General features: G+C 52.2%; 9 protein-coding genes and 1 tRNA gene. 5 read left to right on the plus strand and 5 right to left on the minus strand.

All coding sequences use genetic code 11. From position 1 onward, the window contains the following. The first annotated feature begins 90 nt into the window (after window positions 1-90). Window positions 91-1,197 (plus strand): pentapeptide repeat-containing protein, encoded by a 1,107-nt coding sequence (locus tag ACN0YN_RS15190; protein ID WP_417385869.1) that lies wholly within the window; start codon window positions 91-93, stop codon window positions 1,195-1,197. Here the strand turns inward: ACN0YN_RS15190 and ACN0YN_RS15195 are convergent, their stop codons facing one another. The 4 genes from ACN0YN_RS15195 to ACN0YN_RS15210 form a co-directional block, all read right to left on the minus strand. Beyond that, complete coding sequence (locus tag ACN0YN_RS15195) at window positions 1,198-4,677, minus strand: efflux RND transporter permease subunit (RefSeq protein ID WP_417385870.1); 3,480 nt, start codon at window positions 4,675-4,677, stop codon at window positions 1,198-1,200. 3 nt (window positions 4,678-4,680) lie between these two features. Further along, the gene (locus ACN0YN_RS15200; RefSeq protein WP_417385871.1) at window positions 4,681-6,777 is read right to left on the minus strand and encodes an efflux RND transporter periplasmic adaptor subunit; all 2,097 of its coding nucleotides are present in this window, start codon (window positions 6,775-6,777) and stop codon (window positions 4,681-4,683) included. A gap of 174 nt (window positions 6,778-6,951) precedes the next feature. Beyond that, window positions 6,952-7,392: a hypothetical protein gene (locus ACN0YN_RS15205; RefSeq protein WP_417385872.1), complete on the minus strand. Its 441-nt coding sequence runs from the start codon at window positions 7,390-7,392 to the stop codon at window positions 6,952-6,954. Window positions 7,393-7,475: 83 nt separating this feature from the next. After that, entirely contained in the window at window positions 7,476-8,981 is a 1,506-nt protein-coding gene (locus ACN0YN_RS15210; RefSeq protein ID WP_417385873.1) for a TolC family protein, read from the minus strand. Between the two features lie 339 nt (window positions 8,982-9,320). Between ACN0YN_RS15210 and mscL the strand changes: the two genes are divergently transcribed. The 3 genes from mscL (at window position 9,321) to ACN0YN_RS15225 (ending at window position 11,426) form a co-directional block, all read left to right on the plus strand. Next, window positions 9,321-9,749 carry a large-conductance mechanosensitive channel protein MscL gene (gene mscL, locus ACN0YN_RS15215; RefSeq protein WP_417385874.1) on the plus strand — a complete coding sequence of 143 codons (429 nt, stop codon included), beginning with the start codon at window positions 9,321-9,323 and terminating at the stop codon, window positions 9,747-9,749. Between the two features lie 166 nt (window positions 9,750-9,915). Then, on the plus strand, window positions 9,916-10,881 hold the full coding sequence (locus ACN0YN_RS15220; RefSeq protein ID WP_417385875.1) for a DUF1559 domain-containing protein: 966 nt from the start codon (window positions 9,916-9,918) through the stop codon (window positions 10,879-10,881). Window positions 10,882-10,934: 53 nt separating this feature from the next. Next, window positions 10,935-11,426, plus strand: coding sequence for a hypothetical protein (locus tag ACN0YN_RS15225; RefSeq protein WP_417385876.1), 492 nt, complete (start codon window positions 10,935-10,937; stop codon window positions 11,424-11,426). Between the two features lie 169 nt (window positions 11,427-11,595). Here ACN0YN_RS15225 and ACN0YN_RS15230 read toward each other — a convergent pair. Continuing rightward, window positions 11,596-11,669 (minus strand) — tRNA-Val (locus tag ACN0YN_RS15230). Between the two features lie 274 nt (window positions 11,670-11,943). Here ACN0YN_RS15230 and thrS point away from each other — a divergent pair. After that, complete coding sequence (gene thrS / locus ACN0YN_RS15235; protein ID WP_417385877.1) at window positions 11,944-14,124, plus strand: threonine--tRNA ligase; 2,181 nt, start codon at window positions 11,944-11,946, stop codon at window positions 14,122-14,124. Window positions 14,125-14,225: the final 101 nt, after the last annotated feature.

Here is a 14,225-nt window from a genome sequence, read left to right on the forward strand (position 1 = left end):
CTACCAGAACCCCGAATTGCAAACACGGATCACTCCTGTCAAAATACGAGCTGTAATTCTGTTTCCAAGCCTTTTTGTCATTGCGTTCTTATGACAACCCGATTCAAACTGCTGATCTCTGGCCTGCTGGTGCTGAGTATTGCGATTCCCATTCTCAGTCGTACGACGGACTGGCTGGAGCGTATTACGGACAGAATGCAGGATTTCGCAGAACTGGAACTGTTTGTCGCCGCGTTCATCGGCCTGGTGATTCTGCCTTACAGGCACGAGTTCTACCAGTTCACACAGTTGCTGCATCGCCTTGCCGTTCGGTATCTGGATGCGATGGGAGATCACATCTGGGTAGCCGTAGGGATTGCATTTGGCATTCTGCTGATTCAGATTTCACCTGATAAAACAGAGAAGCCTCCCTTCCGACCAAATCTGATGCAGAACCTCTCTTCATCGAAGATACAGCCCAAAGTCAATCTCAATTTTCAAACACCGCCTGCGGTGAAGCAACTGAATCAGGATCTGTATCGCAGTACGTTATTGAATATCCTCTATCAGAACAGCCCTGCGAAAAAACACCCTGAATCTGATGTATTACTCAGACTCATGAATGTCAAGCCTCCCAAAGCAACCACGCCCTTGAGACAGGTCACGTTGATGGAGTTCCTGCAACTCGAGCAGGCGGCAGGGAGAACGGTTGACTTGAGCGGCGCATTTCTCAATGAACTGGATCTGAGTCAGAAAAATCTTCAGGCGCACGGTGTCAAAGGGGTATTGCAGGGGGCGAATTTCCGTTCCGCATCTCTGTTTAAAGCAGATTTCACTGACACGAATCTACAAGGCGCCGATCTCCCAAACGCCCGCCTGATACAAACCCGATTTATTGGAAGTAACCTGATCGATGCGAATCTGGAAGCCGCCAATCTTCAAAGCGCCATTCTCTCAGGAGCACGATTAGCGGGAGCCCGTCTGCATCGTACGTATCTGGTCCAGACATTTTTCAAAGGAGCCTATCTGAATGGTGCCCTGGTCAATTCGATCAACTGGATTCATGATTATAACGGCCTTAATCCGGATTACAGGGCCTTCAGCATCAAGTGGCATTCCGTGGTCGAACAACAGGATGCGGACGGCAATCCGGTCTTTGTCATCACAGGCATCGATCCGCCTGTCGAAGCCAGAAAACCGGAACTGGAAACGGACTGACTAACTGATCGACTGAACTTCGTCTTCCGTCCCTGCCCAGTGGGGATCATCCAGACCCAAGTTCATTTTGAACTCTTTGTAGGCGGCAAAGATCACCGGAACCACAAACAGGGTCAACAAGGCGACCGTCATACCGCCGATTACAGGCCAGGCCATCGCTTTCGCAACATCAGATCCGCGGCCAGTCGAATAAATCACCGGCAGCAGTGCAATGATCGTCGTGAAGGTGGTCATCAGGCAGGGTCGGATTCGTTTGAGCCCCGCTTCCACAACGGCGTTGCGAATATCGGTCACGTTCTTTAAGCGTTTGCGTGTGAAAACCTGATCCAGATAAGTAGCCATCACCACCCCGTCATCGACGGCAATTCCAAACAGCGCAATGAACCCCACCCAGACAGCAGTATTTATCTGAATGTCATTCACCGCCAGCAGAATCATTCCCCCGGCAAAAGCGACCGGGATCCCGGAGAAGACCGCCAGCGCGATCGGAAAATTACGGAACTGCAGATAGATAATAAACAGGTTCGTAAAAATCACCAGTGGCACCACCCACATCAGGCGGTTGTTGGCTTCGACCTGATTCTGAAAAGAGCCCACCGCCTGCAGCGCGTAACCGGCGGGTAAATCCAGAGAGCCATCCGCCTGAGCCGCCCGCAGACTTTTTTCCACCGCAGCCACTGTTTCCAGCGCACCATCCTGGCCCGATGAAGAAAACGAGACATGCGCCACCAGGCGGGCATCTTCACTGTTGATCACACCCGGTCCCCAGGTCGTTTTCATTTCTGCCAGTAATGAGAGAGGAATAATCTCATCTGAATGTGTAACCACAGGCAGCCGGCTCAACTCATCGATCTGCTCACGCAGGTTCCGCTCATAACGCACACGAATCGGATAGCGTTCGCGTCCTTCGACGGTGCGGGTCACATTCGAACCTCCCAAGGCAGTCTCAATAATTTCGTTAACCATAGCAGTCGACATCCCGTAGCGGGCTGCGGTCTCACGACTCACATCAAATTCCACATACGGTTTTCCCAGCACGATATCAGGGTTCACCGTAGCGCCATTTACCTGCGGAATCTGTTTCAGGTGATCAGCCACGGCGATAGACGCCTTCGCGAGCCCGTCCAGGCTGTCGCCGTAGATGCGGATCGCCATCGGTGCTTTAATACCGCTCTGCAACATGATCACCCGCCCTTCGATCGGCTGCAGTGGAGAAGCCGGCGTGACTCCCGGCAGTGTGGCGACCGCATTGATCTGTTCCCAGATCTCTTTCGATGTGATACCTTCCCGCCACTGTTCCACAGGCTTGAGCATTACATACGTTTCAATCATCGCAGCAGGAGCCGGATCAAGTGCCGAATCGATCCGGCCGATTTTTCCGAGCACGTTTTCGACTTCGGGAATCTCTTTGATCATCGCATCCTGTGTCTGCAGGACTTCCATCGCCTGGGTGAAGCTGGCGGCAGGATACAGGGTCGGCATATAGAACCAGCTCCCTTCATCCAGCGCGATCCAGTCGTTGGATTCCAGCCCTGGAAACAGATGCTTGGCTTCAACCCAGCCGGGCACTTCATTGGCATCAACGCCCAGAAAGCGGGCCACGCTTTCAAACGGCTTCATTACCGTAGGCATACCAACCCAGGCCCCCATCCCCAGTAAAACGACGAGTGTGGGAAACGAGAAGAACAGCAGCTTATGTCGCATAAAGAATCGCAGCGTCGGTTCGTAAAGAAAATGGATCAGTCGCCCGATTGGGTTTTCATCCACCGGACGTAACCGTTCGCTCAACAACCAGTAGCAGCAGATCCCCGCTGACAGGAACACTCCCAAAATCAAAGCATTCAGACTGATCGACGTGATACTGACCAGTGTCTCCCCCGCAGACCAGACGAGAAAGCCACAGACCAACGCAAATACAACCGAGATCAGAATCCGGCGACGGTGCGTTCGTTGCTGCGAAGCCAGAAACAGACGACTCAACAGCGGAACCAGAGTGATCGCCACAATCAAGGCGGCTGTAATGGAGAACGTTTTCGTCCATGCAAGCGGCGCAAAAAGTTTGTAATCCCGTCCCGTCAGCATGAAGACCGGGAAGAAACTGACAACGGTGGTCATCACCGCGGTCACCACCGCAGGTGCCACTTCTGCCGCAGCAACATTGATGACATTCAACCGGGCCGCCTTCCCTCCCGGTTTCCCCTTTGCTTCCCACTCCGCCAGTTGATCATAGATCGATTCGGAAACGACAATCCCCATATCAACCATCGTCCCAATCGCAATCGCTATGCCGGCCAGCGACATGATATTCGCATCAATGCCGAACACATTCATCGCGATGAACGCCATCAGCACCGCAATCGGTAACGTAATCGCAACAACCAGGCTGGCACGCAGATGTAACAGAAACAGCAGGATCACCACCGCGGTAATGATGACTTCCTGACTGAGTGCCGTGGTCAGTGTGCCGATCGTTTCATTGATCAACCCTGTTCGATCATAGATCAGATCAAATTTGATACCTTTCAGACTGGGTTCGATCAACGCCATTTTCGCTTTGACCAGGTCAATCACCTTGCGGGGGTTCTCGCCGAACCGCATCACAACGACACCTCCGACCGCTTCGGCACCGTTGAGATCTATCGCACCGCGGCGAAACTCCGGACCAAGTTGCACGCGCCCCAGATCACGGATGCGAATCGGCACCCCGTCTCGGGAGCGAATCACGGTCTGTTCAATATCACTGACGGCCTTACTGACATCCTGATCGGCACCGATAAATCCTCGACCGCGGATAATGAATTCCATGCCCCCCGTTTCCACCGTTTTGGCACCGACGTCTATATTGGATTTGCGAACCGCGTCAATCACCTGATCGAGGGGGATATCGTGAAAGCGAAGTTTATCCGGGTCGATTTCAATCTGGTACTGTCTGACGTAACCGCCGACGCTGGCGACTTCACTCACGCCGGGCACTGCCTGCAGTTCATATTTCACGACGAAATCCTGCAGGCTGCGCAACTCAGCCAGATTCATTCCCGGGGGTGGCTCCAGCACATAGTAGAGCACCTGCCCTAAACCCGTGGCATCCGGTCCCAGGGTAGGCACAACTCCTTCCGGCAGCAATGCAGCCGCGGTCCCCAGTTGCTCAGCAACGCGCGAACGGGCCCAGTAAAAGTCGGTGCTGTCTTTAAACGTCACCTGCACGAAGCTGTAACCGAACAGACTTTTTCCGCGGACCGACTCGGCATCGGGAACCGCCAGCATGGAAACGGACAGCGGATAGGTGACCTGATCTTCCACATCCTTGGGAGAACGTCCCGGCCAGGCCGTAAAGATAATGACCTGATTCTCGCCGATGTTGGGAATCGCGTCGATGGGAACTTCGCGAACACAAAACCACCCGAACCCGATCAACAGTGCCGTCGCGCACAGCATGATCAGTGGTTCGCGGATACTGAATGATATCAAGGCACGCAGCATGCTTTATTCTCCTTTGGGCCTTGATAAAGTTTTGTTTTTCGTACTTTCCGATTTCTGATCCGCTTTTTCACTGTTGGAGGATACCGGCGCAAAGGTACTCACCAGTTTCCCGCAATGCAGCATTTTACTGCCAAAATAGGGATTGAGCAGTTTGTCATCCTGCTGCAGCCAGTCCCCTTCTCCCTGCGAAACCATCGGACAGAAAAACTGATAATAAGGTTGTTTCGCTCCTTCGCCGCGTACCTCAGTTGCCAGCTTGACCACCGCATGGCTGATTTGCTTGAACTTTTTACGCGCCTCTTCCAGTGAGAGGTGATGCAGATGTGCGGCATTCGCTGCCACCTGCTTCAGTTCCTGCTGCATGGTCTGGCTGAGTTGTGAATCCTGAGCGAGTTGCGACGACAGTCTGCTCAACGATGTCGCCTGTTGTTCTGAGATCTTTTTGTCTGAAGCAAACTGTTTCTGAATCGCAAAGTAGACCGAATACAGGCTCTCCAGAGTCTGACCGGCTTGACCGGGCAGCTTTTCAATCTTGATTGACGTAAACTGCAGCGGCTCATTTCGATAAGCCGGTTTTTTCTGTTTGTCGGGTGAAAATTTTGTTGGATCGATCAGGCTCGGTTTTCCCGAGAGCTGCATTTGGGAATCGATCAGAAAATTGCCGGCGGTCGCAATCTGCTCTCCTGGTTTGACGCCGTCCAGAATCACGGCGCGGTCGCGTAACAGTGGTCCGAGCTTCACATTCCTGAGCTCGAAACGCCCCGGTTCCGTTTCCACATACACGACGCTGTGATCCCCCGCCAGAAGGACGGCGGAACGTGGAACGGTAATGGCAGCATTCTGATTGACCGGCTGTTCTGAATACCCATAACGCGAAGTCGGCACCAGTTTCATGCCGCAGATCGGACAGTCTCCCGGCTGATCACGGATCACCTGCGGATGCATCGGGCTGATCCATTTTCCTGCCAGTTCGGAATCATATACTGTCCCCTGGGGACCAATGGGAACGCTGATCTGAGCTTTGGCATAATCTCCGGGGCGCAACTGACCATGCTCGTTGCTGAACTCCACACGGACCCCCACCGTGCGTCGTTTCTTATTGACAGTAGGATCGATGAAGACCACCCGGCCTTTTAAAATCTTACCAGGCAATGACTGCAGTTCCGCTTCCACAACCTGACCAAAGCGAATCCGGGACGCATCTTCCGGATAAAGTTCCAGCATCAGCCAGACCGTATTCAGATTGGCAATCCGATAGATCGGCTCCCCCGCTTTGATATACTTTCCTTCTTCAGTCAGTTTCTGTGTGACTGTTCCACCAATCGGAGCATGGATGGTAAGTCTCGATTCCGCTTTGCCGCTGGTCAGCAGTTGATTAATCTGCTCGTCGGTCATCCCCAGTTCGACCAGCTTCTGACGTGAATTCGTCACCAGCTTTTCCTGTACTTCACGTACCGCGGCCAGCGATCCGGAAGTCATTTTCTTCAAGGCATTGCGGGCTTCGAGTAATTCAATCTGAGCAGAATAGAGTTCCGGGCTGTAGACGATTGCCAGATGATCCCCTTTCGCAACTTCGACGCCGGTATAATCAGCGAACAGTTTCTCAATGCGACCATCAATGTAAGCCGCTATGGTCGCATGCAGGCTCTCGTCAATCTCAACCGAGCCGATGGTTTCAATCACCGAATTGACCGGCTCTGCTTTCACTTCTTCGGTCTGAATATTGGCCAGCCTGCGCTGAGACGGTTCGATCCTGATCGCCATTTGATCAATTTTCCCTGCGGATTTTGCAGCGGGAACCAGCGCCATGCCACAGATGGGGCAGCGGCCCGGAGTGGGTTGTCGAATCTGGGGATGCATCGGACAGGTATAAGTCGTCTGTTTGCCATCATGAGCCGTCGAGACGTTTGTTGCTGTCCCCGCCTGAATCCAGCCCAGACGCTGTGCGAAACCAGTCATTACAATCAGCAGCAGTCCTACCGCCAGGAACAGCCCGGCAGGCAGCAGTTTGCGCAACCACCAGCGTCCCGATTTGGCGTCAGGTGGCGGCGGAGACGGATTTCCAGATTGTGATTCTGATTCATTAATTGAAGAACTCATCGTTCCACCTCTGTTTTTGAAACGAGCAGCCGGCCAGTAACACTTTACCAGCATTGGACCGTGCCGGAAAAAACTGACCGGCCACTCAAGTACGATTATGAAGCGTCTGAGTACGTAAAGGGTCGATAGACGTAATGCGATCGCAGGCGAAAGACAACAGGGATCACTGTCTGTTTAGATCAAAGAAACGCAGTACAGAACCTGGGCGTATCTTTGAGAGTGATGAGCAGCGACAGTCGAGTCACAGAAGAGACGTGTCGTGGGCGCAGCGGGAGCAATCCCCAGAATAAAGGAAGGCTGCAGAGCGAAGTTCTGCAACAGTGATTCCTGTGCAGACGGGGACCGGTCTGGTAAAGCGGGCTGTTCATCCTGGCTGCAGGAACATCCGGCGGTGTGGAATTCATCGTTCCTGTTTTCAGCCTGGCGCTCAGTCAGATGGCAACAGGCTTTCTGAACGGGTTTCGCGGCATGTGACTGACAGCAGATGCGTTCTGTCTGATCCGATTGACGATTGATCCCACAGCGACAACTCGACAGGCTTGCCTGAGAGACAGTCTGAGAGCACAGCATGAATGCGGTCATCCAGATCATCAAAGTACGGCACTGGCGGAACATGAAAAATCACCTGCAGAATTAAGTAACAGACCTACTGGAAATATATCGCCTGAGAAAGCGGAAGTCCAGACTGATATTTTCTGTTACTCTTGCGGCAATTCCGGAAGTGCTGGTACAGGCGTGAGTTCAACATTCTCTCCTGCGACCCGGCTCAATTGGGCCAGTGAGACAGCCAGTTCCCCCACAGCAGAATGATATCCCAGTTCCAGTGTAAGCAGATTCCGATAATCTCTGATCACCCGATCGAATTCCACAGCGCCACGCGAATACGATTCCTGGTCGGCACGTAGCGTCTGACGTGCCTGCGGGAGGATGGTACCGCGATACAGTTTCGCGGTTTCATCTGCACGGCGGGCTTCCGCCAGTAATTCGGTAATCAGTGCATCATAGCGATCGCGGAGTTCCGCTTCATTGTCTGTGGAGGCCAGGTGCTTCCAGGTCGCTTCGTCTTCCATGGCGTCATACTTATCGCGCCAGAGAGGAATACTGACCTGGGCTCCCAGCGACCAGGGATCCTGTCCGACCTGATACAGAGTGGAAGCCGGGCGATTGTTATCGGTGAAGAAATAATTCGCAGAAACCGTCAGTTCCGGACGACGACTTAAATGCGCCACCTCAATCCCCCAGCGCGATGCCTGCGTCCGCAACTGTGCTGCCTGAATTTCCGGTTGAGACCGCAATGTTGTTTCATAAATCTCGCGTGCTGACAAAGCGGGAAGTGCTATTTCCAAAGTATCTGGAACCGCAATCGGCAGATCTGCATCACGGGCCACCAGACGATTGACTTCCGCCTGGACCGCCACTCGCAATTTTCGATATGTCAACAGCCATTCTTCCAGTTTCGTGAGTTCCAATGTGCCCAACAGCACATCACCCTGGGTCGCAGTCCCGGTAGCAATTTGCGCATTAGCCACATCAATCAGTGACCGCAGCAGTTCCTGATTGGCTTTCGCAGTCTCAATCTGCTGATCGATCACATATAACCGGTACCAGCCTGTGCGGACGGCAGCAATCACGCGCAGGCGTTCTGCCAGATAATCCGCACGCACGGCAAAGGCTTCAAAACAGGCCCGCTGCTCTTCTGCATCCAGTTTTCCGAGCCAGGGCATCGCCTGACTGGCACTCAGGACGGCGCGCTGTGAACCAGAGGCGGTCTGGATTGGCGCCCCGAATACATTCGTCCCCACTTTGGGATCGGGCAATTTGTTGACATAACGGCTGCGGGACGATGCGGCATTGTATTCGCGATAGAGTTTCACCAGTCGCGGGTTCTGCTCGACAGCCAGCATCTCCAGCTCCACCAGAGATTGCGATAACGGAGGCTGCTGGATCACCAGTTCTGACCGGGCACCATCTGTCATCTCATCTTCGATGGCTCCCGTTTGAATGATCTCTACTGGAACTTCCTGTTGTTCCTTCTCCGGCTCATCAAAACCAATCTCATTGCGCGCGAGGGTAGACTCTACGGGGTCGGAATCCGCAGCAGATGGTTTTTGCACGGTTGCGGTATGAGATGCACAGCCTGCAACGAGAACGCTTGAAAGCAGCAATCTGATACCGTGGCAAGCAAACAGGGGATGATCCTTCATCCTGAAACCTTACTGAAATCCATAAGACCAGCTTTTCCACTCCGGGAAAACTGATCATCAGTGGTCTGAAAAAATGGCACGGTCCAGAGAAGAGATCGACGCACCGCGTGGACCGACTGTGCGAGTATTACCAGATTCAGGGACTGTATCGCATTTTTGACTACGATAATGACGGTTATGTCGAAAATAGGATCAGCCAAAGTGAGCTTGTTGAAGAGTTTGTTTCTTTTTACAACCTTCGATACCACTCAAGCTCATGCGGAACCAACAGACGGGAGTAAACACCGAATCTGTCCGCATGACCAGACACTGCTCCAGATATCAGAAAGCGGTATTACAATGGGAATGCTCAAGGAATTCAAAGAATTTGCAGTTCGAGGCAATGTCGTCGACATGGCGGTGGGGATCATCATTGGGGCGGCCTTCAGCAAGATCGTCTCTTCGCTGGTGAAGGATGTGGTCATGCCTCCCATCGGACTGCTGTTAGGCAAAGTCGATTTTTCCCAGCTTTCTATCGTACTTCGCGAAAAAACGGACACTGCGGACGCGGTCACCATCAATTACGGCATCTTCCTCAACACGGTCATCGATTTCGTGATAGTCGCGTTTGTCATCTTCCTGGTCATTCGACAGATGAACAAAATGAAGCGACAGGAAGAACCAAAGCCGGAGACAACCAAAGCCTGCCCCTTCTGCAAATCCACCATTGACCTTCATGCAACACGTTGCCCCCAATGTACTTCGGAGCTGACCGAACCTGCCGTATGACGTTGTTGACTTCATTCGTTGAACCAGTCAGGTAATGGTTTGTATACAATAATATATTAGATTGTCTGTTCCGCTTTTTGACAGCGTTTATATTGCCATCGCTTGATATGAGCTTTTATAATCATCTCGCGCTTTATTTCTAAACTTTAGTTACTATGAGATGAAGATGAGAAAACAGAGTCGAGAACGTGGATTTACATTAATTGAACTCCTTGTGGTCATTGCCATCATTGCCATTTTGATCGCTTTACTACTCCCCGCGGTTCAGCAGGCAAGAGAAGCAGCACGCAGAAGCACCTGTAAAAACAATATGAAGCAACTGGGGCTGGCGATGCATAACTACCATGACACACATCGAACGTTTCCGATTGGTGCTCAGTTCCCCTACTACAAAGGCAACTGGCGTTTCAGCCTGCTGCCTTATCTGGATCAGGGACCTCTTTATGCCCAACTGACAAAATCAGACCCTACTTCAGCAGATGGTTTCACAGGTGGATGGGGAGTGGGATATTACGGCACTAATTTTGGAATCCTCCAGGGTTTGACAGTCCCCGTTTATAACTGTCCCTCAAGTGCACTTTCCAGCAACAATAATCCTTCCAATTACAACGACCAGTTAGGCCAGACTCACGATTATGTGGGGATCATGGGATCTTATCCCGGATCCGGGTGTTCTGCCGACATCAGCGGTCGAGGAAGTGCCTGTGAAAACGGAATTCTTTTCTTTAACGGGCACACACAAATTCGTGATGTGACGGATGGCACATCAAACACAATTTACATCAGTGAGCAATCAGGCATGGTCGCAAACAGAGACCTGCGTGCCAACTACCACGGCGGCTGGAGTGGTTTTTACAACACGACACAGAGACCCTCTCAGATTACTTCCAGTTCGCATTTCGCTGCCTCCATTTCCACAATTCGTTATGCCTTGAACCTGAATACAACGAGCCCACCCAACGGTTCTGCATCAAGCTGGCATTACAATACGATTCTGAATTCATTTCATACTGGTGGAATTCATGTTTTACTGGGCGACGGAGCAGTTCGCTTCCTTGGAAACAACATCGATCTGGGTACCCTCCAGAAACTGGGCGCCAGAAACGATGGCCTTGTCCTTGGTGAATTCTAAAACTGTTTCTGTACCCGTATTAATCAATCTCTGACATTCCAGGTTAAGATAAAATGAATTTGAACGCCAGAAATGCGCAGTCGACTGCCGCATTCATCAATAAGTCGAAACTCTTGTTACGTAATAGAACAATTTCCTGTCACAATACTTGTCTGCTCATGCTGTTCTGCGCTGTGTGCCTGACCGGTTGTGGATCAGGTGTCACCGAAACTCCCCGTGGTGATATTTCCGGTACAGTTACATTCCAGGAGACACCAGTCACGGAAGGAACCGTGAATTTCTTCTCCGGAAAAACGGGAATTGCTGCGGGAGCCAAACTTGATGAGGAAGGTCATTTTTCCATCCCGGATGGAATTGAAATCGGCTCCTACATGATTTCAATCACGCCTCCCTACGTCGAAGAGCCTCCCGGTTTGTCATCTGTTGAATCCAAACCCAGGGAGTTTAAAAATATCCCGGCAAAATATCGGACGGGAGAAACGAGTGGACTCACTGCTGAAGTGAAAAGTGGTGAAAATCACTATGAGTTCAAGATGGTCCAGTAGATCATCCGTCATGAAATTTCCCCACATCAAATGATCAGGCGATGATGGTGAAAAGCAGACGATCAGGCTGGTACCAGAAACGGAATCCAGCTGCAGTATCCTGCAATTAAAAAACGCCATAAGCCACATGAATAATGTGACTTATGGCGTTTTATTTTATAGTAAGGAGTGGACGATATTGGATTCGAACCAACGACCTCCACGATGTCAACGTGGCGCTCTAACCAACTGAGCTAATCGTCCTGAGGTTAAGCAGGGTAAGCATCCATGAAGATATCGTCAAGTTCCAGAACACTTTCTGTAAAAAAAACTGCTGAAAGGCACAGTCTGGCGAGCTGTGTGACCGATCATATCAATTTCAATGGTTTCACCGCATTTTATTACATGAGACCGAACATTGACGGCAGTATCGACTGTCGAATATAAAGACCGTACCTCCTTCGAACTGCCTGAGCAGTGAGCCCTTTGTAACGGCGACTGTGGTGGTTCCGACTTTAGACGAAGTTCAGAAAATCGAATGATTCAAATCAAATTACCCGATGGAACCGTAAAAGAGTATGCCGATGACAGTTCTGCGTTAGATGTCGCCCAGTCCATCGGCGAACGACTGGCCAATGCCGTCGTCGCTGCGGAAGTGGATGGAACCATTTGTGATGCGTTCCGCCCGTTAAAAGACATCACCGACTCCGATGAAATCTCGCTCCGCCTGCTGACCGAACGCGATGCCGAAGCGCTCGGCGTGATGCGTCACTCCTGTGCACACATTATGGCGCGCGCCGTCATGCGATTATGGCCGGGCATTCAACTGGCCTTCGGCCCGACTCTGCCGCATGGCTTCTATTACGATTTTGGCCTGGAACATACCATCAGTGAAGATGACTTCCCCAAAATCGAAGAAGAGATGAAGAAGATCATCAAAGAGGAAGAACCTTTCGAACGTTTCTCACTCGACCGGGATGAAGCAATCTCGTTCGTCAATGAAATGGATCAGCATTCCAAAGCCGAACACATCCAGACCGGTCTTGCCGATCACGGAAAACTCAGCTTCTATCGCCAGGGTGAATTTGTTGACCTCTGTCGCGGTCCACATATTCCGAATGCAGGCAAGGTCAAAGCCTTCAAACTGCTCTCCATCGCCGGTTCGTACTGGAAAGGGGATGCAGGTAATAAACCGCTGCAGCGTCTGTACGGCACAGCCTGGTTCAGCAAGAAGGATATGAAACAGTACCTGGAACAGGTCGAAGAGGCCAAACGCCGCGACCACCGCGTGCTGGGCAAAAAACTGGGTCTGTTCTCGATCAATCCCGAAGTCGGTCAGGGGCTCTGTCTCTGGCTGCCTAAAGGGGCCACCATCCGGGCGGTTCTGGAAGACTTCATCAAAGTCGAACTGACACGACTCGGTTATCAGCCCGTGTATTCACCCCACATTGGACGGGTCGAACTCTACGAAACCAGCGGTCACTTCCCCTATTACCGGGATTCCCAGTTCGCGCCTCTGTTCGGCCATGACGCCGGTCAGCTGGTCGATTTCTGGGTCCGAAAGCTGGAAGAGGACAGCCTGTCTGCAGAGGATGAAGAACTGTTCTTCAAGTCATCCCGGGTCATGAACTGTGACTTTGAATTCCCTCCCGGCGCCAGTCGAGAAGAGAAAATCAAAATCCTCAAAGCCTGGGAACACAAGCACGAACGTTATCTGCTCAAGCCGATGAACTGCCCGCATCATGCGGAGATGTATAAATCGATGCCGCGCAGCTATCGGGATCTGCCCGTACGTCTGGCTGAGTTCGGCACCGTGTATCGTCACGAGCAGACCGGTGAATTGAACGGCATGTTACGCGTCCGGGGACTGACCCAGGACGATGCGCACATTTTCTGTACTCCCGAGCAGGTCGAAGAAGAATTCCGTGCCACGCTGGAACTGGTCAAGTTCGTGCTTGCCTCCGTCGGCCTGGACAACTTCCGCGTGCAGCTCTCCCTCCGCGAACCCGGCAGTGATAAGTATGTCGGCAGTGAAGAGAACTGGCAGCATGCGGAAAACAGTCTGCGAAAAGTGCTCGAAGCTTCAGGCATGTCCTACAGCGAATGCGAAGGGGAAGCCGCGTTTTACGGTCCGAAAGCCGACTTCATGGTCTCCGACTGTATCGGTCGCGAATGGCAATTGGGAACTGTGCAGCTGGACTACAACCTGCCCGAACGATTCAAGCTGGAGTACACCGGATCGGACAACCAGCCGCATCGGCCAGTGATGATCCACCGGGCTCCCTTCGGCTCGATGGAACGTTTCACAGGCATGTTGATCGAACACTTCGCCGGTGCCTTCCCATTGTGGCTCGCACCGGAACAGATTCGTGTGCTGCCTGTCAGTGATAAAACACTGGACTACGCGAACGAAGTCGTAGCGCAGCTCCGCAGGAATGGCTTCCGGGTTGCCATCGATACCCGCAGCTCCAAGGTCAACGCGAAGATTCGCGATGCCCAGCTGGAACTGATTCCGTACATGTTCATCGTGGGCCCCAAAGAAGCCGAACAGACCGCAGTCGCCGTGCGTGACCGCATCGATGGCGATCTGGGACCGATGCCACTGGCCGATGCGATTGCCAAACTGAAGCAGGAAGCCGACGAACGGCTCGTGCGACAGGTGGCCGAAAATACGTTTGCCGGCGTGGAAGGACAGACGGACAAAGCCAACGAGTATTAAGATCGATGCTGAATCAAGCTCACCAGATGACCCCGGATCGATTCCGGGGTCACCTGCGTGTCTGATTTTGTCCAGTGAAAGTTATCTTTCCTGCATTCCAA

Origin of the sequence: Gimesia sp. (assembly GCF_048260065.1) — a bacterium.
Classification (GTDB): Bacteria; Planctomycetota; Planctomycetia; order Planctomycetales; family Planctomycetaceae; genus Gimesia.

What these genes read in the sequence shown, in the direction of transcription:
- mscL (WP_417385874.1), top strand. Translation starts at nt 9,321, where the DNA reads ATGGGAATGCTCAAGGAATTCAAAGAATTTGCAGTTCGAGGCAATGTC.
- ACN0YN_RS15190 (WP_417385869.1), top strand. Translation starts at nt 91, where the DNA reads ATGACAACCCGATTCAAACTGCTGATCTCTGGCCTGCTGGTGCTGAGT.
- ACN0YN_RS15200 (WP_417385871.1), bottom strand. Translation starts at nt 6,777, where the DNA reads ATGAGTTCTTCAATTAATGAATCAGAATCACAATCTGGAAATCCGTCT.
- ACN0YN_RS15210 (WP_417385873.1), bottom strand. Translation starts at nt 8,981, where the DNA reads ATGAAGGATCATCCCCTGTTTGCTTGCCACGGTATCAGATTGCTGCTT.
- thrS (WP_417385877.1), top strand. Translation starts at nt 11,944, where the DNA reads ATGATTCAAATCAAATTACCCGATGGAACCGTAAAAGAGTATGCCGAT.
- ACN0YN_RS15225 (WP_417385876.1), top strand. Translation starts at nt 10,935, where the DNA reads ATGAATTTGAACGCCAGAAATGCGCAGTCGACTGCCGCATTCATCAAT.
- ACN0YN_RS15220 (WP_417385875.1), top strand. Translation starts at nt 9,916, where the DNA reads ATGAGAAAACAGAGTCGAGAACGTGGATTTACATTAATTGAACTCCTT.
- ACN0YN_RS15205 (WP_417385872.1), bottom strand. Translation starts at nt 7,392, where the DNA reads ATGTTCCGCCAGTGCCGTACTTTGATGATCTGGATGACCGCATTCATG.
- ACN0YN_RS15195 (WP_417385870.1), bottom strand. Translation starts at nt 4,677, where the DNA reads ATGCTGCGTGCCTTGATATCATTCAGTATCCGCGAACCACTGATCATG.